Genomic DNA, 24,760 nt, shown 5'->3' on the forward strand with positions numbered 1-24,760 from the left:
ATCAAACACAAAATGTTTTTCTTGAATTGATTGTGCTCGTTCATAACCCCTCTATATTATCATTTTAAGACTTGCTATTATCATTTTAAGACTTTACTGAGTTTTTCTTGTGCAGAAGCAACAGATCCCTGTTATTCCATCACGTTATTATTTACGGCTGATTGAAATTTTAATCAGCACGCATCAATACGATAATGAGTTGTTGGTGACATTGCAGCAAGAACTGGCAAAAACAGAATTATTATCGATTCAACAAATTGAACAATTCATTGAGATTGGTTTGAGTCTGCCCAATACTCAAGATTTGGCCTTTGAACTGGGTAAAAATATAAAACTCAGCTCACATAGTCTGGTGGGTTATGCGCTAATGACCAGTCCTAATTTGGAACATGCACTGAGGCTGATTGCCCAATATTTTAGACTGATTATGCCGAGTTTTAAGCTTAGTATTCAGTTTCCGACCAATCAGCAAAAGGTTGAACTATTATTCGAACCGATTTTGCAGATGAATAAGCAGTGTTTAGCCTTTCATATTGAAGCGATTGCCGTGGCGTTTTACTACAGCCTGTTAGAGTTAGCAGGTCAGCAATTACAACGCTACCAAGTATATTTGAGTGTTCCAGAGCCGAGCTATCAAGAACGTTACGTATCCTTAGTGAAAGCCAATTTCCACTTTAACTATACGTGGCTTTCAGGTATACGCGTGGTAATTGATCAGCAACAATTGGCACTGCCCTTGCCTTTAGCTGACGCGCATAGTTTAAAAATAGTTGAGCAACGCTGTCAGGAACAAATCCAAAGGATCTATCATCAAGGTGAAATTGTGGAATGGGTCAGCATGATGTTGCGACAAGCTAACCAAGTCCCAACTCTTATGGAATGTGCCAAAGTATTAAACATTTCTACCAAAACTCTACAACGCTATTTGCAGCAACAAGGTGTTGAGTTTCAAGCTTTAAAGCAACAGATCAGCACTGAGCGTGCCATTGATTTATTAGAGAATTCTGTCTTTACCATTACCCATATTGCCTATGAGCTGGGGTATTCCAATCCTGCCAATTTCACCCGTGCATTTAATAAAGTACAGGGCTGTAGTCCGCAAGCTTATCGGCAAGAATATCTAAAGAAAGTGAACCTACTTCAGAACCACCATACATAAACCAGCGCCTACCGGCAAAATACTGCTCATAAAGTTTTGATCATTTTTGATCAATTCCAGAAATGACTTTACTTCAGCCGCATGTGAAATGACGTTATCAATAATGAGTACGCCACCTTTTGGCTTGATCAACCGTTTTAAATCTGGCCAATAATTCTCATAAGCATTGCGCTCAGCATCTAACAAAATAAAATCAAACGTATCCTGCGCTTCTTTTAAATAATCAGCTGCATCGCCCACCCAAAATTGAACGATTTCACTAAGCTCTAACTCAGCAACATGGCGTTTCGCCTCAGCACTTCGCTTTGCATCAATTTCAACTGTAGTCACCTGTCCACCAGTTGCCTGAGCGGCTTCAGCTAACCATAAAGTTGAGTAACCCGTTGAAGTACCAATTTCTAAAATAGCCTTGGCTTGCTGCATGCGAATAAATTGCGACAGTAGTTTTGCAGACTCAGCCTCAATATTGCGATAACGCAGCAAGCGATCTGCCTGCTGGGCATCATGCCGTTTAAAGGTGTCATATAAATCTGCAACTCTTTGTAAGAAAAAAGTATTTGGCATCTATTCACCCTTTAAACTCGTTATTTTATATGACAGCCATTTAAGTTAAGTGCTTTGAATTAACTTAAACCGCGGTACGATACTTCCATCAGCCACTTGAACCGTTTCAGTAAACATATCTAGTGGACGTACCCAAGTTGAATAGTCACCATAAAGACACTGATAAACGACTAGTTCCTCTTCAGTCTCACTGTGTTTTGCCACAGAAAAAACTTGATAGAGATTACCTTTATAATGCTGATAAATGCCGCGTTGCAATGACATGAAAGTACCTTTTAATGTTATGACATAAAATCTTTACAGCCATATAACATATATAAATTTTTAAATACTTTCACTTTAAAAGATAAAAAAGAGTAATAAAGGACACCTAAAGACAAATTACCGCTTTAAATTATTGATATTGTTTATGAGCACCACATTACATTCAAAAAACCGATTAAATATATAAAAACATACTGTTTCACCTATTTTATGTTTTAACGTACTATGCATCTATTGAAAGAATTTGGATGCATTGGAGTAAAAACAGATGTTAGATCAAAACATTAAAACTCAATTAAAAGCTTACTTAGAACGTTTAGAAAGTCCAATCGAATTAGTTGCTGCTTTAGATGAGTCAGATAAAGCGGCTCAAATTAAAGAGCTGGTTACCGAAATTGCTGAACTTTCTGACAAGGTCACTGCACGTTTTGATGGCAACAATACACGTCGTCCAAGCTTTGGTGTGGCTAAAGCAGGTGAACAACCTCGTGTGTTCTTTGCCGGCTTACCGATGGGCCATGAGTTTACATCTTTGATCTTGGCGCTGTTACAGGTGTCTGGCTATGCTCCTAAAGTGTCTGATGAAGTATTGAACCAGATTAAAGGTTTAAACCTCAAAGCTGACTTTGATGTGTTTGTATCGCTAAGCTGTCATAACTGTCCGGACGTGGTACAGGCACTTAACCTGATTGCGATTTATAACCCGAACACAACTACAACCATGATTGATGGTTCATTCTTCCAAGACGAAGTGGAACAACGCAAAATCATGGCGGTTCCAATGGTGTTCCAAGACAATGAACACATTGGTCAGGGTCGTATGACACTTGAAGAGATTGTGGCGAAACTTGATACCAACTCTGCTGAAAAAGATGCAGCGGCATTGAATGCCAAAGATGCATTTGATGTGTTAGTGATTGGTGGTGGACCTGCGGGTGCAACTGCTGCTATCTATGCAGCACGTAAAGGCATTAATACAGGTATCGTGGCTGAACGCTTCGGTGGTCAGGTCATGGACACCATGGACATTGAAAACTTCACATCTGTGCAAAAAACTCAAGGTCCTAAGTTTGCTGCCGAGATGGAAGCACATGTACGTGAATACGATGTTGATATCATGAACCTGCAACGTGTCAGCAAAATCGTTGGTGCAGATCAAACAGCAAATGGTCTGGTTGAGGTTGAACTTGAAAACGGTGCAAAGCTTGAATCGAAAACTGTGATCCTTTCAACAGGTGCGCGTTGGAGAGAAATGAATGTACCGGGTGAGCAAGAATACCGTACTCGTGGTGTTGCGTACTGCCCACACTGTGATGGTCCATTGTTCAAAGGCAAACGTGTTGCTGTGATTGGTGGTGGTAACTCGGGTGTAGAAGCTGCGATTGACCTTGCAGGGATTGTTGAGCATGTGACTTTAGTTGAGTTCGACACCAAACTTCGTGCAGACCAAGTCTTGCAAAACAAATTGCATAGCTTGCCAAACACAACTGTGATTATGAATGCCTTAAGTACTGAAGTGTTAGGTGACGGTTCACAAGTGACAGGTCTTAAATATAAAGACCGTGCGACTGATCAAGAGCATGTAGTTGAGCTTGCAGGAATCTTTGTACAGATTGGTTTATTGCCAAACACTGACTTCTTAAAAGACAGTGAGCTTGAGTTAACCAATCGTGGCGAAATCATTGTGAATGACCGCAACGAAACCAATGTAAAGGGTGTATTTGCTGCGGGTGACTGTACTACAGTTCCGTACAAACAAATCATTATTGCTACAGGTGAAGGCGCTAAAGCATCGCTATCTGCGTTTGATTACATCATCCGTTCGGGGCAATAAAATTTAGTCAAACCAGTACGATTTAACCCAAGCCTAGCATTACAAAATGCTAGGCTTTTTTAATATTAGCGTTACAACTCTTTAACAATTTTCGATCTTTATTAATCAGTTAGTTTATGTTTATATTTTAGACATCCATAATTTTGGATGCCATAAATTAGAAGGAAAAACACAATGAATAAATTACTTGTTGCTTTAGGTCTTGCTGCGACCGTTGCTCTTGTTGGATGTAATAAAGATAAAGCTCCAGAAACAGGTGCGACAACGGGTGAACACTTAGAAAATGCAGCTCAACAAGCAAGTGCAGATATCAAATCTGCTGGTGACAAGGCTGCAGACGATATTGCAACTGCAACTGATAATGCTACTGATAAAATCGACGCTGCAACTGACCATGCTGCTGATGCAACCGCTGAAGCTGCTGCAAAAACTGAAGCAACTGCTCGTAAGGCAACTGCTGATGCTGCTCAAGCTGTTGAAAATACTGCTGCTGATGTGAAAAAAGATGCTCAACACTAATCTCTAGAATTAAAAAAGCCCCTGTTCATACAGGGGCTTTTTTAATGTCTGAAAACCAATTATGAAATTAGACCTTCATCACGCATCGCAATTTGTACAGATTGACGTTCTGCTACCTTATTACGTAGAGCAATAATATGTTTATATGGTGTTAAGTCATGCTCAATTGAGTTTGACCAGTTTGTTAAAACAAATAGATAAGCATCTGCTGGGCCAAAATTATCATTTACTAAATAATCATAATCAGATTCAGCCAAATAATTATCGATATATTTTAAAAGACGATCAATTTCTGCATAAGCTTTGGTTTTTTCATCAGTTGTTAAAGGCGCCCCAAAGAATACCGCATAAGCATCATGTAATTCAGAGTTCAAATACCCCAACCACTCTAATACTTTCGCACGACCCATCCCAGATGGTGGAATTAAATCCTGCTTAGGATCATGCTGAGCAAGAAACGGTAAAATCGCAACGTTTTCAGTTAACATTAAACCTGGATTAATTTCTAAAGCAGGTACATATCCTTTTGGATTAATCTCGTAATAATCTGCGCCTTTTTCTGTTTTATGAGTTTTTAAATTTACCCGTTCTAAGTCAAAATCAACATTAATTTCATTTAAAATAATATGTGCAGCTAAAGAACATGCGCCTGGCGAATAATATAATTTCATATCTGATCCTTGTTATCTCATATTAACGTTTTAAATTGCTTCTAGAAAACCTGCAAGGTTTGCACAATTCTTTAATTGTAAAAAAGCGTAAACTTATAAAATACTTACACCATCTAATATTCTTGAAAAAGTCATTCCTTGCAAGTTGTCTTGCGTGACGATTGTTTAAAATATGATAAAACACATTTGCGTCACACAATTTTTCCGTTAATTACGCTTAAAAAGCTGGCTAAGCCAGTTCATTAATTCAGATAAGAAATCAAAAATACCATTTTTCTTATCATCATCCGGATGGCTTGAGTCTTTTCCATTTAAATCTAGATCTACAATTACAGGGTCATGATCCGACGAACGATAAGCATCTTCACCATAGAACAACGCCTTTTGCTCATCCGTTTTATATTCTTCGTTGTAATCTAGAACTGTTGGCTCATCTGCATTGATATGCCATGCAAAGGTTCTCACAACTTTTGGATATAAAGCTGCATCAGCAATTGCATGGTCTAAGTTACCTGCTCCACCATTACCATTGGCATCACTCGCAACCCCATATACATAACTATATGCTTGAGTACCCTGACCGATCTTAGCGTCGTTAAGTAAAACTTTATAGTTCGCTTTTTCAAATGACAAAATAGGTTCTTCTTTTGCGTAACTGTTCATATCCCCGACAAGTAAAGCATTTTGCTTAGGCACTTGAGTTGGATTTTTCGCTAACCACTGCACAATTTGATCAACTGCTTTCACCCGAGTTGAGTTCCAGCAGCCTTGACCATCTTTCTGATCGGCGTCAGTAGAGCTAGCATCAACCCCACTACAGCTTTTCGATTTCAAGTGGTTTGGAATAACAGTAAATGTTCTATTACCGCGAACTGCTTGGAAACTTTGAGCCAGTGTTGTTCGGTTCTTGTCGCCCAAATCAAGCACAACAGGCTTATTTAAAGGCTTAACACGCTTACTGTTATAAATAATAGCAACCGCAATTGCATCACCACCTAAACGGTCTAAATTTTCAGGAACAACGTATTTCCAATCGCTACCTAAAGCTTTGGTCAAATTAGCAATAGCACTGTCTGGGCCATAACCATTGTTGGCAATTTCCATCAAACCGTATACATCGGCATCAATCGCTTTGAGTGCGCTCACAATTTTACGATGCTGTTTATTAAACTCCGCTTGTGTCGTCGCACCACGCTCTGTTGGAAAACCTGTTGCGCCATTGTCATAGTTCAAAACGTTAAATGAAGCTACACGAATGTGATTAGCATTTTTAGTAAGGACGCTTTGACGCGGGTTTGGTTGAGTAAGAACCTCAGGTTGATTGCGCCCAAGCACAGGTTGCACACGCCAACCATTAAAACGGTATTCTAAAATACCTTCAGCATTTTTAAGTTGATAACCCGAACGTAGCGTATTAGCAGCACTAAAATTGCTTGGTAACCATGGCGTACGGTTTTGATTGTTATAGCCATCATCAAAAATAATTTTTGATAATAAGTTTTTCTGAGCTAGAGCCTTAGCTTCTGGAGATAATGCTGGATATAAGTTGGTTGGAATATATAAGCGGCCTAAGCTCAGCGACAATTCACCATAACGACCATAATTGTAGTTCTCGCTGACCGTTAAAGTCTGAGGTAATTTGACCAACATACCTTGATAACGCTGCGGTGAATTGATTGAGCCACCCGTTAAACTAGCAAATGGAAGTTCAAGGCTAATCGGCTGAACCTGATTTGCCATATTGCTATTACAGGTTTGAATATCTTGTTGTAATTGATCGATCTGTAGCTGATTTTGATAAGACGTTAAACGACCACGCAAAATAACTTCATCGCCAACTTGTCCACCTTTTACCGCACTACTATTTGGAATATAAACAAAAATGGCATTGCTAACATTTGCTCTAGCCTTCGTGTCTGGGGTCTGAACATAAAAACCAGAGAATCCATTGGCATAACGATAGTCAGCTGTAATCACACCACGCACAGTATAAGTCTGGTCTTGAGTTGCTGCCACCAAGTCAGCAATGGCTGTATCTGAGCTCGAACAACTTACTGTTTCAACAGGAGGCTGAGTTGTAGAACTTGATAAATTTGAAAAGTCATTTCGGTTTGTCCATGCCGACCATGAATGATCCAAATCAAATGCTGCGGTTGCATCAACACTTAAAGCTGGGTTTTCTGTTTCAATACGCTTAAAACTATTTCCTAAGCTTGAAACTGCCGTCCCCCATCCCGCTGCTGGGCGTTCACCAATACGGCCAAAACGGTCTACAGGTGTACCTTTATAAACAAGTACGACTGCATCATCACCATTAAAAGATAGTGCAGCGACCTGATTAACTTTACTTCCAAGCTCAATTTGCAACTCTGAACGGCCTACTAAAAACTTCTGCTTACTCGCCAATGACCCTTGTAAACGAAAAGCCACTGTCTTTGCTGTTCCACCATTATTAAATTGTTGAATCTCATAATCAGCTAAATTAACTGTAGCACCATCTGGGTTATAAATTTCCAAACCTTTTTTATTGCTGCTGCCATCAACATATTGGCTAAACATGAGCTGTGCCTGAGCAACTGAGCTATATGAAAATGCACCTAATGCACTTAAAAAGACCGAAAGTGTTCTTAATTGAAAAGTTTTCATGAGTAAAAGTGTTCATATGAGTTTTAATTAGTCTCTTAGAGTAAATATTGATCATGACATCTACATGAAGAAAAACACCGAAACATTTGACTTGATCACCTGAAGACTTAAAATACCGCATTTGAATTTCAATATTGCCAAGGTTATGTCGATCGATCAGTTAGAAACGCAAATTGCAGACTTAGACAATTTGCCTGAACACCGTGAAATTGTGACGTTTATGCGTCGTTCAGCACCACTTAATACGTCTCAACGCACGGCATTAGAACAACATCGCGATTTAATTTTGGAATATCCTGTTGGCGACTTACGTCAACACTTCGAACATCCAGAGCGCCCTTTAACTGTTGAAATCGGTTTTGGTATGGGCCGTTCTTTAGTGCTTATGGCTAAAGCGAATCCTGAACGTAACTATGTGGGTATTGAAGTTCACGTACCTGGTATTGCTCAATGCCTATATGAAGCAGGTATAGCAGAAGTTAAAAACTTACGTGTACTTGATGCAGATGCAATTCAGGTTTTACGTGAAATGCCAGACAACAGCATTAACTGCGTACAACTTTACTTCCCAGACCCTTGGCAAAAGAAACGTCATTTTAAACGCCGTTTTGTTGCCCATGAGCGTATGCCATTGGTTGAACAAAAACTTGAGCTTGGCGGTACGTTCCATGCTGCAACAGATTGGGAACCGTATGCTGAATGGATGTTAGATGTATTAGACAACCGTCCAGATCTTGAAAACTTGGCAGGTAAAGGCAATAGCTACCCACGTCCAGATTGGCGCCCAGTGACTAAGTTTGAACGTCGTGGTATTGAGTCAGGTCATAAGATTAATGACTTTATCTTTAAAAAGATTAAGTAAATAATAAAAAAGGCCTAGTTTATTACTAGGCTTTTTTTATTTTAAAACCAATCTAGTGAATAAGCGGAATTAAAAATTAGCTGAGCATAAAGATTTAAATGAAAATAACCTTTGAATTATTAGTTATATAAATATAATAACAACCACCATTTTAACTAGACAGAAAATAACAATGAAGCTTTTCGCATTTCTAATTTGCGTAATTGTCTCAAGTGGCTGCTTTGCCTCAACTCAAGAAGACTTTGAACTTAAATATTACAAGTTAATGGAACGATACATTCAAACACAATCGGACAGAAATCAAATCATTTCTACAGAAGCAAAAACTGAGCAAGAAGATCTTGTTAGGTCTAATAAACTCAAAGCTCTTGATTGCAAAGGATGGAAAGAAAATATTGAACTTTTTGACTTTATCTTAAGTAGATTTAAAGAATATGAATCAGCCTCAGAAGAGGTTAGAACAATGGGATATACTAAAGAAAATCTACAAGAGGATTCTGAATGGTTGCATGAGCAATTAAACCAACCAGAAAACCAATGTAGATAAACCAAAATTTAAAAAACCGCCGAAGTGCGGTTTTTTTATTGCCTGCTAAAAGCAGATGCAGACAGCATAACGAGCGAATATTCATTTTGTTTTCACGTAACAACATCCCCCTCTTGAGGTATATTGAATTTTCCTTTATTCACATATCTCCCAAAAAACAAAAAGCTCACAAGCAATATAGTTTTCTTTAAATATCACTTTAGTTAATCTCTAGACTTATTAATATTCATAAATCATGTTAAAAATATAGAAATGAACACTTCACTAACTAATTACTTAAACTCAGGAAAAGTCAGAAAACAATATGTTAAAAATTTTAGGGCGCGATAACTCAATTAATGTTCGTAAAGTCTTATGGCTCTGTGAAGAATTAAATCTTGAATATGAAAGGGAAGATTGGGGAAGAGGCGTTCTTTCAACACAATCTCCTGAATTTCTACAATTAAACCCCAATGGACAAATTCCTGTTGTCTTAGACGGTGATTTAGTACTTTGGCAGTCCAATAGTATTATCCGTTATCTCGCAAATGCCTACGATAAAGAGAATCAGCTTTACCCTCCTCAAGCAAAAGAAAGATTTTTTGTAGACCAGTGGCTTGATTGGCAAGCGATAGAGCTGAATAACAGCTGGACTTATACCATTATGTCTCTGCTTAGACATTCACCAGATCATCAAGACCCAAACTTATTACAACAAGGTATTGATAAGTGGAATCGTCATATGCAGATGCTTGATCAACAACTTGCAAAAACTCAAGCCTATGTTGCAGGTTCACAATTTAGCTTAGCCGATATTCCAATTGGTCTATCTGTACAACGCTGGAAGGCAACCCCTTTTGACCATCCAACGCTTAGTCATGTCGACCAATATTTTGAACTTTTAAATCAACGTGCGGGCTTTTTAAAATGGGGAAATAACGGCGAACCTTGATTTTTAACTAACCTTTAAGCTGAGTGATGGCGTTGTAAGATGCCATCACTTAAAAGTTGATACACCTGTTTTAAATCATCTCGTTCTGCTTGAGCTAATAAGTCTTGATGCATGGCCAAAATATTTTGATCTCCTCGCATTGCAGGCCCTGTCTGCATTTGCTTTGGATCATTTTCAGTGGCTTTTTTTGCTGTTTCTATAATTAAAGGGTGAAGCAAACTAAAGTCGACTTGCTCTACATCCACTATCTGCTTTGCCATATCAAAACAATAATTACTAAAGTTGCAAGCAAACACAGCCGCTAAATGTAAAGTTAAACGTTGTTTTGAGGTGTATTGATATACTCGATTGCTTAGGCTATTTGCTAAATCTGAAAGTAGTTTCTGATCGACATCTGCTACTGCTTCAACAAACAACGGCGTTGCAGTCCAGTCAACATCTCTTTCAAGACTGAAAGTCTGCAAAGGATAAAACACCCCTGCTTTCTCATGCACATGACTGATGACTTCAATATCTGTACTACCCGAGGTGTGAACCATAAGAGTTTCAGGGAATAATTCATGAACCTGTTTTACAAGCTCTGCAATTGCGCTATCTGAAACTGCTAGAATGATGAGATCGGTCGATTGAAATTGCTGTAAAGACTGACATGCTTTTGCTTGAATTTTCTCTGCAAATTTCTGGTTTTTATCAAAATCACGTGCATAGACTTGTACGATGTTATGACCTTGAGCCAATAAAGCCTGTGCCAAATGAAAGGCAACTCGTCCACTTCCTATCAAACTGATTTTCATATTAACCCAACAATATTTATCTCTATGAAAAAAGCTTCTCAAAATGAGAAGCCTTTTTCAAATCAAAAGGAATAAAATCAATAATTTTTCATAAATTATTTCATTATTGAGCTACTGAAAACTCGATGCGACGGTTTTTGAAACGTCCTTCATCAGTTGTATTTTCAGCAACTGGTTGATCAGAACCATGACCTTGTGCAACTAATTTAGAAGCATCTACACCTTTAGATGTTAAATAATCTACTACGGCTTGAGCACGGCGTTGAGACAAAGCTTTATTTGAAGCTGCATTGCCAGTTGAGTCTGTATGACCGCCAACATTTAATTTCACTCCAGACACTTTATTTAAAAGTGTTACAGCTTGATCAAGAATAGCTTTGTTATCCGCAGGGATTTCACTTGAACCACTCGCAAAATTAATAATTTGCAAGTTAAGGGCTTTCACCAAAGCATTTACATCGACATTGTTCGGGTCAATTGCTGTTAGAGCAGTTTGTGATGCACTCAAGCTATTGCTCACAGATTGTTCAGCTGTTACTGGTGCTGCGGCTACAACCTCAGTATGTGGCACCAATGCTTTTACTTTTGCAGTTAAAGCTTCTAATGCTGCCGCATCACCCGCTTTCAAAGTAATTTTATCACCCACCCATTCTAAAGATGCATTTGGCACACCTTTTAATGCGCCAAGCACACCAGCAAGTGCATCTTTGTCTGTAAATGAAGCCGCATAAGTTTGGCTTGTATCCACATTACAATCTTGAGTTGTCGAAAAAACCTTTTTAACGTTTGTTTGCAGCGTTGCCAAGAAGCCTTGGTCGCCAATCCCAGCCTGACACTGACTCACTGCCCCTTTATCATCTGTACTTAAAGTTAAACTAGCTGGTGCAGCAGCGGCTTCAACACCACTTGCAGCCGACGGTTCTGGTGCTGGTACAGCTTCTTTATGCTGGCAAGAACGCCATAACCACGCAATGATAAGACCCAGAATAATTAGAGCAATAATGGGCAAGAACCCACGAGACTTACCCGTTTTTTCGCTGGCTGCAGCTAATGGTGGAGCTGTTGAAGTTGAGTGTGGAACCGAAGATAAGCCTGCACCCACACCTAAAGGCGCTAATAGACCCACTGCCCATGCAGGTAAATATGAACGAATAGTATCTGCATGCTGGCGCAAGTAATTCACAATACTTTGCTGGTCATTTCCAGCAACATCTGAAATTGCAGTAAGACTCGGTTTAATTGCACTGTTGAGTGTGCTTTCAATTTCATTATTTGGTGCTGTACCGCTTAAATGAGTAAGCACGGTATTCTTGATTTGATCATTATGAGAAAAAAGATCGGATAATGATGGAGCCAGACTATTTTTCAATTGTCCAATAAGATCAGGTTTAGCAGCTAATAATGAAAGTAAAATTGGATAAAACTTAGATAAAGCATTTGATTTTTCGCCTAGGTATCCATCCTGTTCATCTAATAATATTGAAGATACTTTTTCTTTAAGCAATTCTATAGGGTTTATCGACATTGGTTATTCTCCCGAATTTATACGTCGTAACCAGCAACTTTTGATTATTCAAATAGTTCTTCTTTGCTGATAGTTTTTTATTCTAATCTGCCTAGAATCTTTTATTGTTTTTTATATAATTTATATACAATTTTCCATCTAGTATTTACAAAACAGGTAGATCTTATTGATCTACCTGTTTATATTTTAAATTTACTTTAACTAAGTAGTTTATCAGTTAGCAAAAGTTTGCAGCACTTTACCTGTCAAGGTTTGGCTCAACAATGGGGTATTTTTCCCTTGCGATAAAATTGTGTCTTTGCTTACTGTCCAGCTTAAAGCAGGATCTACCAATACCCATCCAGCTTCATTTTCCCAACGCGCGGTCATATTCGCAACCTGCGCTGGCACGCTGGTTACTTTAGCAACCCATTCTAGAGGTTCAAATAAACCTTCATTAATGAGTTGAATCCCTAACGATACATAGGTATCAAAAGCTGAAATGCCCGGCTGAGTTTCAGCAAATGGCGCCATTTTTGCCGAACTGCTTAAAGGCTCATGGTGCGTACAGATTGCATCAATTACGCCTTCTTTTAAACCTTGACGTAAAATTTCTTTATCTTGCTCGGAACGCAATGGTGGGCGAACGTGTGCAAGTGAATTGAAACCGTCTGTTAAGTGTTCAGTTAAATGCAACTGGTGCATTGCAACGTCGGCAGTCACAGGTAAGCCTTTTGCTTTTGCAGCACGAATTAGCTCAACCGATGCACCACAAGACAACAAACCAAAGTGAGCTTTTACGCCAGTTGCTTCAATCATAAGCAAATATTTTGCAATCGCTACAGTTTCAGCAAGTGCCGGAATCATCGGCAGACCTTGGCGAGAAGCAATAAAGCCTTCGTGTGTACATCCATCTTTAGCAATCTGTGGTTCTTCGGCATAGAACACAACCGTTAAGCCAAGACCTGCTGCATATTCTAAGGTACGAATAACAACATCATCATTTTCAAAAGCAGCGTTGGCATTTGAAACAGCAGTACAACCGCCCTTTTTCAGGCCAGCCATATTTGCAGGTTGTTTACCATTTAAGCCTTGCGTCTGGGCACCAATAATATGCATGTGAATGCCACCATCAAGCCATGCCTTTTCAATCAAGCCATGAATGAGGGCACCGTTGTCTTGTACAATCGGCTTTGAGTCTGGCGGGGTAATGACATGCAAAATGCCATTAGCACGTGCCGCCTTCCCTTCAGATTTAAGTGTCCCGTGTTGCTGTTGACCAGGCTCACGCAAACGTGCGCACAAATCAACCATGGTTGGCATTAACCATTTGCCTTGACCATCAATGGTTTGCTCAACTTGTTCTACTGGAGCAACCAACTTGCCATTTTGAATATATACAGTTTGTACGTTGTCTGTTTTCTGGATTGGGTCTAACACACGTACATTTTCAATTTTTACAATACTCATGTGATCCATTCCTTACAACGTAATCGCTTCAATTAAGCCTTGTTCTTGGAGTTGGCCTTGCATTGACAACGCCAACACAGCCATACGAACTGCAATACCGTTGGTTACTTGTTTCAGAATAACCGACTGGTCTCCATCCGCCACACTTGAGTCAATTTCTACACCACGATTCATTGGCCCCGGATGCATTACAATACAGTCCGGTTTAGCCAAACCAAGACGTTCTTTGTTTAGGCCATACATTCTGTAGAATTCAGACTGTGAAGATAATGCTGGAGAGTCAATACGCTCATTTTGAATACGTAAAGCAATAATCACATCACAATCTGCGATCCCTGCATCCATGTTGTTAAACAAACGGACATGCTCGCCATATTCTGAAAAGCCCACTGGTAATAATGTATTCGGTGCAATCACACGAATATCCTTACATCCTAGTGTTTGTAATGCTGCAACATCCGAACGTGCTACACGAGAGTGTTTAATGTCACCAATAATGGCAACACTCAACTCTTCAAACGGTTTTTTTGTTTCACGGCGAATGGTAAGCATATCGAGCATCGCTTGCGTTGGATGGGCATGACGTCCATCTCCTGCATTAATAATCGCGACCTTTGGACACACATCTTTGGCAATGAAATGTGCAGCACCCGAAGATGAATGGCGTACAACAAAAATATCGGCAGCCATTGCTTCAAGGTTCCAGAGCGTATCTCGTAGCGTTTCACCTTTTGATGTACTTGAACGTGCAATATCAATATTCAATACATTTGCAGACAAGCGTTTTGCTGCTGCTTCAAAAGTAGTACGAGTACGGGTGGAGTTTTCAAAGAAAAGATTCATAACCGTCAATCCCTCTAAGAGCGGACGGTTAATTAAATTATTATTATCATCTAAAAAGCTTTGTGCGGTATCTAAAATCTTAGTGAGGTTTTCTTTTGAAAGTCCCTCAATCGTTAAAAAATGTTTTAAATTTCCGTCTTGATTGAGCTGAACCTGGCTCGGTTGATGCAACGCTGCAATATGCATAATGGATTCCTATGGGTCGAATCGCGAAAACGTGCATAGTGTAGCTGAATTCCGCTCTTTTCGCAGAAGAACTTTACAGAATAAGGCCCTAAATTGACCAGAAAATTTAGGACCGTGATCTGGACTATCTCAATGCACCTATATAATGGTGTGGAACTTGTGCCCGATAAATGTCTTCGGCGGTGATTTCTGAATCCTCATCGACTTTAACATCAGCAAGTTTTTCTTTTTGAGAAGGCTCTGGCAGTGTGTCAACCAACGATCTTAATCGCTCAACGCATCGTTTTAATTCGTCATCCTCTGTTTCTAACGCTACCGTAATTACATATTTTGCATAATCTTTATTTTGAATCACGTACATTGCATCTATTACCCGCCCAGTCACCCTACGCATACGTACATATATTTGTGTAGCCACAGAGAAAGCATCTGCATTAGTGGTAAAACTATTCCCGATCATGTCTTTCATTTATAACGTCCCCATCCATTAAAATTATAAAAATGGTTAAAAACCGACTATGTCTATTAAATAAATAACCATCGATAGTATTGGCCTAGCAAAATACATACCAATTTCAAGGTATTACTCATTAAAAATCAGTTTATTGGTTGCTAAATGATAGGTTGCAATAATTTAAAAACCTTTAGACATCAAAATACGTTAAACTTTGCATCGTTAATATTTATATGTTTTGGTCAATCGAGTTTATGAATACCTCTTTACGTTTAAACCACTATTGGATTACTTGTGCTGATGGTTTAGAACCCCTCTTACAAGAAGAAATAGAACAACTTGGCACCAAAGTGACAGAACGTAAAGCAGGACGTTTAATCATTGAAGGAACGCTTGAACAAGCTTACCGCATTTGTATGTGGTCGCGTCTCGCTTCTCGTGTTTTACTTCCTATTCATACTTATGAACTTGAATTTACGCATGATGCCCGTGATGTAGCAGAAGAGCTCTATGAAGGCGCGATGAGCTTTGATTGGTCACTTATTTTTGCACCACAAAGTACTTTCGCAATCCGCTTACATGCAGAACGTGAAATTATGGTAAATACGCAATTTGCTACACTGCGTGTAAAAGATGGCGTTGTTGATTCCTTTATGGAAGCTGTAGGTCGTCGCCCTAGCATTGACACCAAACAACCAGAAATTACGATCTATGCTTTGGCAGGTAAAACTGAACACACCTACTGTCTAGATTTATCAGGTGACTCGCTACATAAACGTGGCTACCGCCGTTTTATGACGGATGCACCAATTAAAGAAAACCTTGCTGCGGCAATTTTACAAAAAGCTCAGCTCAAACAGCGTAATCCAGAGATTGTGCTTGACCCAATGTGTGGTTCGGGCACATTTATCATTGAAGCATTAATGATTTTAACTGACCGTGCACCAGGACTTGTTCGCCGTTTTGGATTTAATGGCTGGCATGGTCATGACCGCGAACTTTGGCTTTCACTTAAAGCAGAAGCAGCAGAGCGTCACGAAAAGGCACTTGAATTACCTTTACCTAAATTTTATGCCTACGATGCAGACTGGGAAGCAATTAAAGCAACTCGTGAAAATATTATTGCGGCAGGCTTTGAAAATTTATTAGGTCAGATTCAGATCGAAGAGCGCACTTTAGCTGACTGGCCGGATTTTGCTGCTGAAGGCAAAACTGCATTTATTGTGACTAACCCACCTTATGGTGAACGTTTAGGTGAAAAAGCTTCTAACCGTTCTCTATATCTAGGTTTATCAGCGCTTTTACAAAAACATTTCCCAAATCAATATGCGGCAATTATTGCAGCTCAAATTGAACAATCCGATGTTTTAGCATTTGAAGCACCTGAAACTTTACGTTTAATGAATGGTAAGTTGCCAATTTATATTCGTTTCGGTGTAATCAAACCAGAAAAAGTGAGCCAGCCATTTTTAGCGACTTGGCAAGCCCAACCTATTGAAATGGAAGAAGCACAAGACTTCGCTAACCGTTTGCAAAAAAATATGACAGCCTTGAAAAAATGGGCAACGAAAGAAAATATTTATTGCTTACGTTTGTATGATGCCGATTTACCTGACTTTAATGTCGCTGTTGACTTATATGGTGACCGTTTACACGTTCAGGAATACGCTCCACCAAAAACAATCGATCCAGAAAAAGCTAAAAAACGTTTTAATTTAGCGCTTGCTGCAATTCGTGCTGTTACTGGTTTAAACCGCGATGCCATCTTTATTAAGACACGTGCACGCCAAACTGGTACAACTCAATATACGAAACAAAGTACAGCTTCAAAACGTTTTATCGTGCAAGAAGGTAAAGCTAAAATTTTGGTTAATCTGACTGATTACCTAGATACAGGTTTATTCCTTGACCATCGTCAAATGCGTTTACGTATTGCTCAAGAAGCACGTGGTAAACACTTCTTGAACTTATATAGTTATACGTCTACTGCAAGCTTACATGCTGCACTTGGCGGTGCCGCAAGTACGACAAGTGTGGATTTATCTAACACTTACTTAAACTGGTCAAAAGAAAACTTCGTGCTAAATGGTTTAACTGTAGATCATGCAGATGAACAACACATGTTCTTTGCCAGCGACTGTTTTGAGTGGTTGAAAGAAGGTCATGAACAATACGACCTTATTTTTATTGACCCACCAACATTCTCAAACTCGAAAAAATTCTATGGTACATTCGATGTACAACGTGACCATATCTCACTCATTAAACGTGCAATGAACCGTTTGCACAGTGAAGGCACGCTCTATTTCTCGAATAACTATCGTGGTTTTGAAATGGACGAAGAGATCGAAGCTATTTTTCAGGTCGAAGAAATCACTTCTGAAACAATTGGCCTTGATTTTAAACGTAATCAAAAAATCCACCGTGCGTGGAAAATTCAGCACCCTGCTCTAGATCAATATTAATGAAACTAGAGGTTATTATTACTTCACGGTAATAATAACCTCGCCATGAACATTTTTTGACTCAAAATCATATTTGGTAAATCGGTCTGCTCTTTCCGGTAGCGCAATCATTTCTAATCTCTTCTTTTCTTTACTATCAACAACACGATTTTGTTTTTGTTCTTGATAAGGAGAAAGTACGCTAGTTCTAAGCGCATCCCATCGAACCTGCTGTAAATAGTTATCTCCTAACGCCTGACGTACTTGTTGTTGTTCTATCGCAGGTTTTTTTGCATCGTCCTGAGCTTTCGCAATAATGACGGGTAAAGACGTGGTTATCGCTCCTGTTTGAGTTGCAAGCGCACTTTCCGACATTGGTTGTGCTGCCCATGTATTTGATAATAATACAGATACACCGCTCAAAATTCCCAGCATACACCCTTGTTTATTGTTCATTTCATTCATCCTAAAATTGTTATTGTTTGTTATATCGAACAAAATTAACAATTTTTTAAACATGTCGCAATGTTATAAACAAACTTCCCGACAATTAACATTGATCATTTTAAAACCTGATTTTTTTCACAAGCATTTTGTGAATATTCGAGTAGTTTTATAGATTGTTATCTCAGACTTGAACCACCCCCTTAAATCCCTTACTGTGATTTTATAATTTATCTGTAAATTGATTTTATTTATAAATAAACACCATTCGAGGTGAAAATAATGCTTCAGCACTGCTGCCAAATATTAGAAACTCGTCAACTTAAAATTGCCTTTATTGAAAGTGCCAGTTCGGGTTATTTAACTAGTCAATTTTCCATTCATAAAAATAGTGGTGCAGACATTTTACTCGGTGGTTTAGTGAGTTATGACCCCAGCATTAAAGTTAGTATCTTAAATATCGATCCAAAGTTAATAGAGACTTACACAGCTGAGTCACCACAAGTCACAGAAGAAATGTGCAAGCTAGGCCAAATGTTATTTCCACAAGCCGATCTTATTGTAAGTTGTACTGGTCTATTAAAATCTGGAGGAAGTGAAACCGCAGAAAAACCTGTAGGTACTTTTTTTATGTGTATTTATTACCAAGACCGTATTTATCATTACCATTATTTTTTATCGGGCCACCCCGAACAAAAATTAAAAACATTAACTCAGAAAGTTTCAGATGCCTTAGTTGCTTTACTCACATCAACAACATAAACAGCTTCACCATAAAAAAAAGAGAATATGTTTCCATATTCTCTTTTCGGTTTTAGCAGAAAAAGCTTAGCTGAGTTTCATTTTATCGAAGACTAAGTGACCATTTTCACCTTTAACTAAAATGGTATCACCTGCGACAAAATCACCCGACAAGATTTTTTGAGCTAATGTGTTTTCAATCTGTTGTTGAATCGCACGTTTTAACGGACGCGCGCCATATACAGGGTCGAAACCAGCATCAATCAATAAATCAAAAGCAGTATCATCTACAGTTAAACTCATATCACGATCAACAAGTCGTGAACGTAATCGATCCAACTGAATATCGGCAATGCCTCGAATTTGTGCTTTCTTGAGTGAATGGAAAATCACAAGCTCATCAATCCGGTTAATAAATTCCGGACGGAAATGCTGACTTACCGCATTCATTACAATAGTACGCACTTCATCGTCTGTTGCCCCCTCACCTAGCTCACGTACATCTTGTGAACCCAAGTTCGATGTCATCACAATAACCGTGTTTTTAAAGTCGACTACTCGGCCTTGTGAGTCTGTTAAGCGTCCATCATCCAATACTTGTAACAAGATATTGAATACATCAGGATGCGCTTTTTCAACCTCATCAAACAACACCACACTATATGGTTTACGGCGAACAGCTTCAGTTAAAACACCGCCTTCTTCATAACCCACATAACCCGGAGGCGCACCCACCAAACGGCTAACCGAATGTTTCTCCATGAATTCACTCATGTCGATACGAATCATGGCATCATCACTGTCAAATAAAAAGTTCGCCAGTGCTTTTGTTAACTCGGTTTTACCAACACCTGTTGGACCCAAGAACAAGAATGAACCACTTGGACGGTTCGGATCAGACAAGCCTGCGCGTGAACGACGAACAGCATTCGAAACGGCTACAACAGCTTCATCTTGCCCTACAACGCGGTCATGTAAAAAACCTTCCATATTGAGTAGTTTTTCACGCTCGCCTTGCAGCATTTTAGCAACTGGAATTCCTGTTGCTGCACTCACGACTTCAGCAATTTCATTTTCAGTTACTTTAGTACGAATAAGTTTTGGCTCTTCGTTCTCTTCTGCAATTTCATCTTGCTCAAGTTGTTTTTGAAGCTCTGGAATTACACCATACTGTAAACGTGCTGCTTCAGCTAAATCACCCTCACGCTGAGCCTTTTCAAAAGCAATACGCGCTTTATCAAGTTCAACCTGAGCTTGTTTGGTGCCTTCTACCAAAGTTTTTTCAGATTTCCAGATTTCTTCAAGATCGTTGTATTCTTTCTCGACTTCAGCAATCTGTTTTTCAAGATGAGCGACTTCGGCTTTACTGCCTACATCTTCATCTTTTTTTACAGCTTCCAATTGCATTTTCAACTGGATTAAACGGCGGTCGAGCTTATCAAGCGCTTCTGGTTTAGAGTCAATTTCCATCTTAATACGAGAAGCTGCTTCATCAATCAAGTCAATTGCTTTGTCTGGTAATTGACGATCTGTAATATAGCGATGAGACATTTTTGCGGCAGCAATAATCGCTGAGTCTAAAATCTGTACGCCATGGTGAGTGGCATATTTCTCTTTTAGACCACGCAAAATCGCAATAGTATCTTCAACGCTTGGCTCATCAACCAGTACTTTTTGGAAGCGACGTTCTAAAGCTGCATCTTTTTCAATATATTGGCGATACTCATCTAAGGTTGTTGCACCCACACAGCGCAACTCACCGCGCGCCAATGCAGGTTTTAACATGTTCCCTGCATCCATTGCGCCATCACCCTTACCTGCGCCTACAAGCGTATGTAGCTCATCAATAAACAGGATGATTTCGCCTTCGTGTTTAGCCAAATCTTTTAAAACAGCTTTTAAACGTTCTTCAAACTCGCCACGATATTTAGCACCAGCCAGTAATGAACCTAAATCTAATGATAAAACTCGTTTGCTTTTTAAGCCTTCTGGTACTTCACCATTTACAATACGCTGCGCCAAACCTTCAACAATAGCGGTTTTACCAACACCCGGCTCACCAATGAGTACAGGGTTGTTTTTTGTACGACGTGATAAGACCTGAATAGTACGGCGGATTTCATCATCACGCCCAATCACCGGATCAAGTTTTCCCGCTAAAGCACGCTCAGTTAAATCAATCGTATATTTATTAAGTGAGTCACGTTGATCTTCGTGATTATTACTCATGACTTTGTCACTACCTCGAATATGTTCAATAACTTTACGTAAGCTGTCTGGAGTTACACCTACAGCACTTAAAATATTTTTAGTTTCACCTGTCTCTGCCAACCCTAATAGAACCCAGTCAGTTGACAAAAATTCATCGCCTGCTTTTTGCGCATATCTATCTGCCAGATTAAGCGCTTTAACGGCTTCAGGGTTTAAATTGACATCTCCAGTCGGATTCGCAATGGTCGGAGCATCTTTTATCGCTTGCTCAAGCTTTTTTTTAAGTTCAGGTAACCGTGCACCTGCTTGTTGCAACAAACTAATGTTTGATGGCTCTTCTAATAAGGTACTCAAAATATGAATACCTGCGATCGCGGTATGGTCTTTACCCATTGCTAAGGATTGGGCATCTGAGAGAGCTTGCTGTAAGCGGTTCGTAAATTTTTCAAAACGCATTCTTGTTATTCCTCACAACAAATTTGTACTTGTGTAATAAATGGGAACACTTTTTCGGATTTCAAATAAATTTTATATATTTTTCATAATGTTATTAAAATAACAATGAGTAAAACTCCATTATAATATGGGTTTGTTTATTGTATATTTCAAGTACACTTCTGCTATATTTTATAAAATATCTTTAAACTTGAGCTGAGCTATTCTTTTTAAACTTATAGTATTCACAGAGACTTCATTGAGAACTCTACAATTAAGATTTAGTCTATATTTCTAATCATTCATTAATTTTGATATTTGCTATGCTTTTCAAACAAATTATATTAACAACAACCTGTCTTTTTACAGCTACTCTGGCAATGGCCGAGCTGCCACAAGATTCTAGAAGAGCAGGTGGAATTGCGGTTATTCCTTTAACTGCTGATATTACTCAGGTCAACTTCCAGCAAAAACCAGTTTTAATCAGTCAAGAAGGTCATCAGCGTTATGCTGTGTTCGGGATCCCTTTATCTACACCTCTTGGTACTGTACAGCTTGATACGAATAAAGCCCCAATTCAAATAGAAATTAAATCCTATCCTTACGCTGAGCAACGGATTAAAGTTACTAACCAAGACTATGTAAATCCAAATCAAAGTCAGTTAGACCGTTACGCTCAAGAAGCTAAAGAACAAAATGATGTGTATAACTCATTTACACAGAGCTCATGGCAAGCGTTGCCAAAATTTATACGCCCCACTTCAGGGAAATTCAGCAACTCTTTTGGGCGAAAACGTTTCTTTAATGGCGAAGAGCGCGCGCCCCACTCAGGTTTAGATATCCCTGCACCAGTGGGACAAAAAGTAGTTGCACCAGCAGATGGTGTTGTAATCCAAACTGGATCTTATTTTTTTAATGGTCAAACTGTATTAATTGATCACGGGCAAGGCTTAATTAGTATGTTTTGCCATTTAAGTACAATTAAAGTAGAAAAAGGCCAACATATCCGCCAAGGAGAAACTTTAGGTTTAGTGGGTAAAACTGGACGTGTGACAGGTCCGCACTTGCATTGGGGCATGAGCCTTAATAATGCACGAGTAGACCCTCAGTTATTCTTAGGCAAAACGCGCTAATTTAGTTTTTTTCGGAAATATTTTGGCGCATCTACATAGCCTTCTCGTAAGTAAAATTGATGCGCCAATGTTCGCTGTTCGCCCGAATGCAGTTCCATTCGATCACAACCACGTTGTCTTGCCAATTGCTCAGCCTGCTGCAAAAGTAAATGTCCAATACCTTTACTTCGTATATTTTCATCAACACATAAATAGCATACTTTGGCAAAGTCACCTTTCAAGGCGATTTGTGGAATAAAATAAAGGGATAAAAAACCACACACTTTATCTTCATCTTCAGCAACCAAAAGTTCTGCTTTAAGATCGCTATGCAGTATTTCAAATTTTTCTTGGATAAGAGCGAGTGGTTGTGGGTACCCCATCTGTTTAAGTAAATCGCATATGGCCTGAGTATCTTCCCATTTAGCAGTACGAATATTCACTTTCATTTATCCTCTTATTTTTTAGTTATTTTTGACAATAAAAAAGCCAACTCTAATGTCAGCTTCTTTTTTCTACCTATCAAAAAAACACCTTATTCAGCTTCAATAATTTCGAAGTCATGGGTAATTTCAACACCACCATCAGAAAGCATTTTACTCGCTGAACAATATTTTTCGGCAGATAATTCAACCGCTTTTGCAACCTGTTTTTCTTTTACAGCTTTACCCGTTACCACAAAATGCAAATGGATTTTAGTGAAAACAGCGGGAATTGTGTCTGCGCGCTCAGCTTTTAAATTACATACAACATTCGTCACATCTTGACGAGATTTCTTTAAAATGGTCACAATATCAAACGAAGCACACCCACCAAGTCCCATTAATAGCAACTCCATAGGACGTGGACCACGGTTTTCACCACCATACTCAGGTGAGCCGTCCATGATGACACTATGCCCACTATCTGATTTCGCTTCAAAAGCAACATTCTCTAGCCAATGTACACTTGTTTGCATTGCAACTACCTAAAAAAAATTATAAATTTAAGCAGGGTCTGTTGACATTTCATCTATGGATTGCGTTAGAGCTAAAAATTAATCCAAATAAGACGCAAAACCCAGACAATTGCAATCCTTTGTCCAGTTTTGTTATATAGTTTGTGAAATTTCAGCCATAATCTGAGTTGCCATTTAAGCAGCGCAGGCATAGCGCAAGACTATGTTATTTTGTACGTTCCGTTGTTAAGATCTATTTATTTAGAATGGCTAAATTTCATAGCTCTTGCTTGGTAACGTCTAAAAGAATTGTCTTATGTCGCAACCATCTGTGAAATGTCAACAGACCCTTGTTTTGTACACTAACATAAAATGAGTTGATAAGGAATTTCATCTCTTCTGTGTAATAGCTCATCTCGGGCTTGTGTGAATTGTTTACCCTATTCGGAACATATTAAGCATGACTTCAAATTTTTCACAACTCAGCACAGATGCTTTATCCCCGGGGCAACTACCTGAATCCGTTAAAGCATTGTTAAAACGTGCTCACATCAACAGATATCCAAAACGAACCACAATTGTTGATGCCGGAACAGAGTCGAAATCTTTATATTTAATTTTAAAAGGCTCAGTTTCAATTATTTTACGCGAAGATGATGAACGTGAAATTGTTGTTGCATATTTGAATCCGGGCGACTTCTTTGGGGAAATGGGGCTTTTCGAACCGAACCCTCAACGTACAGCTGAAGTTCGTACTCGTGATGTCTGTGAAATTGCAGAAATTTCTTATGACAACTTCCACGAACTTAGCAAACAATATCCAGACTTAAGTTATGCTGTTTTTGCACAACTCGTTCGCCGTCTAAAAAATACGACCCGTAAAATGACAGATCTTGCATTTATCGATGTGTCTGGCCGTATTGCACGTTGTTTAATCGACCTATCTTCACAGCCAGAAGCAATGATTTTGCCAAACGGTCGTCAAATTCGTATTACTCGTCAAGAAATTGGTCGTATTGTTGGATGTTCACGTGAGATGGTTGGCCGTGTGCTCAAAACTTTAGAAGATCAAGGCATGATCCAAACAGATGGTAAAGCTATTCTTATTTTTGATGTTTCATTAGAAGATGCACCTGTTTCTGATGACGACTATGATGATGAAGAATAATATTTATTAAATTTTTAATC

23 protein-coding genes and 1 pseudogene are annotated in these 24,760 nt (G+C 39.0%); 10 read left to right on the forward strand and 14 right to left on the reverse strand.

Going from position 1 to position 24,760, the window contains the following annotated elements:
• The first annotated feature begins 109 nt into the window (after positions 1-109).
• Entirely contained in the window at positions 110-1,159 is a 1,050-nt protein-coding gene (locus tag RMB03_RS08200) for an AraC family transcriptional regulator ligand-binding domain-containing protein (RefSeq protein WP_311075251.1), read from the forward strand.
• On the opposite strand, the gene RMB03_RS08205 is transcribed toward RMB03_RS08200, so the two are convergent.
• Complete coding sequence (locus tag RMB03_RS08205; protein WP_311075253.1) at positions 1,136-1,723, reverse strand: O-methyltransferase; 588 nt, start codon at positions 1,721-1,723, stop codon at positions 1,136-1,138. The two genes, RMB03_RS08200 and RMB03_RS08205, sit on opposite strands and share 24 nt — an antisense overlap.
• A gap of 45 nt (positions 1,724-1,768) precedes the next feature.
• Entirely contained in the window at positions 1,769-1,987 is a 219-nt protein-coding gene (locus tag RMB03_RS08210) for a DUF1653 domain-containing protein (protein WP_003652655.1), read from the reverse strand.
• Between the two features lie 268 nt (positions 1,988-2,255).
• Here RMB03_RS08210 and ahpF point away from each other — a divergent pair, with 268 nt between their 5' ends.
• Complete coding sequence (gene ahpF, locus RMB03_RS08215; RefSeq protein ID WP_311075256.1) at positions 2,256-3,821, forward strand: alkyl hydroperoxide reductase subunit F; 1,566 nt, start codon at positions 2,256-2,258, stop codon at positions 3,819-3,821.
• A 174-nt stretch (positions 3,822-3,995) separates the two neighbouring features.
• A complete protein-coding gene (locus RMB03_RS08220) occupies positions 3,996-4,340 on the forward strand; it encodes a hypothetical protein (protein ID WP_311075258.1) in 345 nt (114 codons plus the stop codon).
• 59 nt (positions 4,341-4,399) lie between these two features.
• Here RMB03_RS08220 and RMB03_RS08225 read toward each other — a convergent pair whose 3' ends face one another.
• Both RMB03_RS08225 and RMB03_RS08230 read right to left on the reverse strand, forming a co-directional pair.
• Entirely contained in the window at positions 4,400-5,011 is a 612-nt protein-coding gene (locus tag RMB03_RS08225) for a glutathione binding-like protein (RefSeq protein ID WP_003652661.1), read from the reverse strand.
• 207 nt (positions 5,012-5,218) lie between these two features.
• On the reverse strand, positions 5,219-7,657 hold the full coding sequence (locus RMB03_RS08230) for an ExeM/NucH family extracellular endonuclease (protein WP_311075261.1): 2,439 nt from the start codon (positions 7,655-7,657) through the stop codon (positions 5,219-5,221).
• A gap of 145 nt (positions 7,658-7,802) precedes the next feature.
• Between RMB03_RS08230 and trmB the strand changes: the two genes are divergently transcribed.
• From trmB to RMB03_RS08245, 3 genes are all read left to right on the forward strand, one after another.
• The gene (trmB, locus tag RMB03_RS08235; RefSeq protein ID WP_004642023.1) at positions 7,803-8,519 is read left to right on the forward strand and encodes a tRNA (guanosine(46)-N7)-methyltransferase TrmB; all 717 of its coding nucleotides are present in this window, start codon (positions 7,803-7,805) and stop codon (positions 8,517-8,519) included.
• Between the two features lie 172 nt (positions 8,520-8,691).
• Complete coding sequence (locus RMB03_RS08240) at positions 8,692-9,066, forward strand: hypothetical protein (RefSeq protein ID WP_005041909.1); 375 nt, start codon at positions 8,692-8,694, stop codon at positions 9,064-9,066.
• 304 nt (positions 9,067-9,370) lie between these two features.
• Positions 9,371-9,997, forward strand: a complete 627-nt coding sequence (locus RMB03_RS08245; protein WP_311075266.1) for a glutathione S-transferase — start codon at positions 9,371-9,373, stop codon at positions 9,995-9,997.
• A 14-nt stretch (positions 9,998-10,011) separates the two neighbouring features.
• On the opposite strand, the gene RMB03_RS08250 is transcribed toward RMB03_RS08245, so the two are convergent.
• From RMB03_RS08250 to RMB03_RS08270, 5 genes are all read right to left on the reverse strand, one after another.
• Positions 10,012-10,791: a DUF2520 domain-containing protein gene (locus RMB03_RS08250; RefSeq protein ID WP_311075267.1), complete on the reverse strand. Its 780-nt coding sequence runs from the start codon at positions 10,789-10,791 to the stop codon at positions 10,012-10,014.
• Between the two features lie 103 nt (positions 10,792-10,894).
• A complete protein-coding gene (locus tag RMB03_RS08255; protein WP_198496206.1) occupies positions 10,895-12,316 on the reverse strand; it encodes an OmpA family protein in 1,422 nt (473 codons plus the stop codon).
• Positions 12,317-12,529: 213 nt separating this feature from the next.
• Positions 12,530-13,765: a dihydroorotase gene (locus RMB03_RS08260; protein ID WP_311075271.1), complete on the reverse strand. Its 1,236-nt coding sequence runs from the start codon at positions 13,763-13,765 to the stop codon at positions 12,530-12,532.
• 12 nt (positions 13,766-13,777) lie between these two features.
• Positions 13,778-14,794, reverse strand: coding sequence for an aspartate carbamoyltransferase catalytic subunit (locus RMB03_RS08265; protein WP_003652674.1), 1,017 nt, complete (start codon positions 14,792-14,794; stop codon positions 13,778-13,780).
• A 124-nt stretch (positions 14,795-14,918) separates the two neighbouring features.
• Entirely contained in the window at positions 14,919-15,263 is a 345-nt protein-coding gene (locus RMB03_RS08270; RefSeq protein WP_311075274.1) for a hypothetical protein, read from the reverse strand.
• A gap of 239 nt (positions 15,264-15,502) precedes the next feature.
• Between RMB03_RS08270 and rlmKL the strand changes: the two genes are divergently transcribed.
• On the forward strand, positions 15,503-17,713 hold the full coding sequence (gene rlmKL / locus RMB03_RS08275) for a bifunctional 23S rRNA (guanine(2069)-N(7))-methyltransferase RlmK/23S rRNA (guanine(2445)-N(2))-methyltransferase RlmL (RefSeq protein WP_311075276.1): 2,211 nt from the start codon (positions 15,503-15,505) through the stop codon (positions 17,711-17,713).
• Between the two features lie 18 nt (positions 17,714-17,731).
• Here the strand turns inward: rlmKL and RMB03_RS08280 are convergent, their stop codons facing one another.
• Positions 17,732-18,148, reverse strand: coding sequence for a hypothetical protein (locus tag RMB03_RS08280; RefSeq protein ID WP_017391580.1), 417 nt, complete (start codon positions 18,146-18,148; stop codon positions 17,732-17,734).
• Positions 18,149-18,418: 270 nt separating this feature from the next.
• Here RMB03_RS08280 and RMB03_RS08285 point away from each other — a divergent pair, with 270 nt between their 5' ends.
• Complete coding sequence (locus RMB03_RS08285; protein WP_281835414.1) at positions 18,419-18,898, forward strand: CinA family protein; 480 nt, start codon at positions 18,419-18,421, stop codon at positions 18,896-18,898.
• 66 nt (positions 18,899-18,964) lie between these two features.
• Here RMB03_RS08285 and clpB read toward each other — a convergent pair whose 3' ends face one another.
• Positions 18,965-21,544, reverse strand: coding sequence for an ATP-dependent chaperone ClpB (gene clpB, locus RMB03_RS08290; RefSeq protein WP_311075282.1), 2,580 nt, complete (start codon positions 21,542-21,544; stop codon positions 18,965-18,967).
• 302 nt (positions 21,545-21,846) lie between these two features.
• Here clpB and RMB03_RS08295 point away from each other — a divergent pair, with 302 nt between their 5' ends.
• A complete protein-coding gene (locus tag RMB03_RS08295) occupies positions 21,847-22,656 on the forward strand; it encodes a peptidoglycan DD-metalloendopeptidase family protein (RefSeq protein ID WP_311075284.1) in 810 nt (269 codons plus the stop codon).
• On the opposite strand, the gene RMB03_RS08300 is transcribed toward RMB03_RS08295, so the two are convergent.
• The 3 genes and pseudogenes from RMB03_RS08300 to RMB03_RS08310 all read right to left on the reverse strand — a co-directional run.
• Positions 22,653-23,078 carry a GNAT family N-acetyltransferase gene (locus tag RMB03_RS08300; protein ID WP_311075286.1) on the reverse strand — a complete coding sequence of 142 codons (426 nt, stop codon included), beginning with the start codon at positions 23,076-23,078 and terminating at the stop codon, positions 22,653-22,655. The genes RMB03_RS08295 and RMB03_RS08300 overlap by 4 nt on opposite strands.
• Before the next feature lie 92 nt (positions 23,079-23,170).
• Positions 23,171-23,593, reverse strand: coding sequence for an OsmC family protein (locus RMB03_RS08305; RefSeq protein ID WP_005041936.1), 423 nt, complete (start codon positions 23,591-23,593; stop codon positions 23,171-23,173).
• A gap of 135 nt (positions 23,594-23,728) precedes the next feature.
• A pseudogene (locus tag RMB03_RS08310) lies at positions 23,729-23,791 on the reverse strand (hypothetical protein); the annotation flags it as partial.
• A 241-nt stretch (positions 23,792-24,032) separates the two neighbouring features.
• Here RMB03_RS08310 and crp point away from each other — a divergent pair.
• Complete coding sequence (gene crp, locus RMB03_RS08315; protein ID WP_311075289.1) at positions 24,033-24,740, forward strand: cAMP-activated global transcriptional regulator CRP; 708 nt, start codon at positions 24,033-24,035, stop codon at positions 24,738-24,740.
• Positions 24,741-24,760: the final 20 nt, after the last annotated feature.

Origin of the sequence: Acinetobacter sp. V91_7 (assembly GCF_031799075.1) — a bacterium.
Classification (GTDB): domain Bacteria; phylum Pseudomonadota; class Gammaproteobacteria; order Pseudomonadales; family Moraxellaceae; genus Acinetobacter; species Acinetobacter calcoaceticus.

Bases quoted from the DNA above. Each gene is read 5' to 3' on its own strand.
- RMB03_RS08205 (WP_311075253.1), bottom strand. From the start codon at position 1,723: ATGCCAAATACTTTTTTCTTACAAAGAGTTGCAGATTTATATGACACC.
- RMB03_RS08210 (WP_003652655.1), bottom strand. From the start codon at position 1,987: ATGTCATTGCAACGCGGCATTTATCAGCATTATAAAGGTAATCTCTAT.
- ahpF (WP_311075256.1), top strand. From the start codon at position 2,256: ATGTTAGATCAAAACATTAAAACTCAATTAAAAGCTTACTTAGAACGT.
- RMB03_RS08220 (WP_311075258.1), top strand. From the start codon at position 3,996: ATGAATAAATTACTTGTTGCTTTAGGTCTTGCTGCGACCGTTGCTCTT.
- RMB03_RS08225 (WP_003652661.1), bottom strand. From the start codon at position 5,011: ATGAAATTATATTATTCGCCAGGCGCATGTTCTTTAGCTGCACATATT.
- RMB03_RS08230 (WP_311075261.1), bottom strand. From the start codon at position 7,657: ATGAAAACTTTTCAATTAAGAACACTTTCGGTCTTTTTAAGTGCATTA.
- trmB (WP_004642023.1), top strand. From the start codon at position 7,803: ATGTCGATCGATCAGTTAGAAACGCAAATTGCAGACTTAGACAATTTG.
- RMB03_RS08240 (WP_005041909.1), top strand. From the start codon at position 8,692: ATGAAGCTTTTCGCATTTCTAATTTGCGTAATTGTCTCAAGTGGCTGC.
- RMB03_RS08245 (WP_311075266.1), top strand. From the start codon at position 9,371: ATGTTAAAAATTTTAGGGCGCGATAACTCAATTAATGTTCGTAAAGTC.
- RMB03_RS08250 (WP_311075267.1), bottom strand. From the start codon at position 10,791: ATGAAAATCAGTTTGATAGGAAGTGGACGAGTTGCCTTTCATTTGGCA.
- RMB03_RS08255 (WP_198496206.1), bottom strand. From the start codon at position 12,316: ATGTCGATAAACCCTATAGAATTGCTTAAAGAAAAAGTATCTTCAATA.
- RMB03_RS08260 (WP_311075271.1), bottom strand. From the start codon at position 13,765: ATGAGTATTGTAAAAATTGAAAATGTACGTGTGTTAGACCCAATCCAG.
- RMB03_RS08265 (WP_003652674.1), bottom strand. From the start codon at position 14,794: ATGCATATTGCAGCGTTGCATCAACCGAGCCAGGTTCAGCTCAATCAA.
- RMB03_RS08270 (WP_311075274.1), bottom strand. From the start codon at position 15,263: ATGAAAGACATGATCGGGAATAGTTTTACCACTAATGCAGATGCTTTC.
- rlmKL (WP_311075276.1), top strand. From the start codon at position 15,503: ATGAATACCTCTTTACGTTTAAACCACTATTGGATTACTTGTGCTGAT.
- RMB03_RS08280 (WP_017391580.1), bottom strand. From the start codon at position 18,148: ATGAACAATAAACAAGGGTGTATGCTGGGAATTTTGAGCGGTGTATCT.
- RMB03_RS08285 (WP_281835414.1), top strand. From the start codon at position 18,419: ATGCTTCAGCACTGCTGCCAAATATTAGAAACTCGTCAACTTAAAATT.
- clpB (WP_311075282.1), bottom strand. From the start codon at position 21,544: ATGCGTTTTGAAAAATTTACGAACCGCTTACAGCAAGCTCTCTCAGAT.
- RMB03_RS08295 (WP_311075284.1), top strand. From the start codon at position 21,847: ATGCTTTTCAAACAAATTATATTAACAACAACCTGTCTTTTTACAGCT.
- RMB03_RS08305 (WP_005041936.1), bottom strand. From the start codon at position 23,593: ATGCAAACAAGTGTACATTGGCTAGAGAATGTTGCTTTTGAAGCGAAA.
- crp (WP_311075289.1), top strand. From the start codon at position 24,033: ATGACTTCAAATTTTTCACAACTCAGCACAGATGCTTTATCCCCGGGG.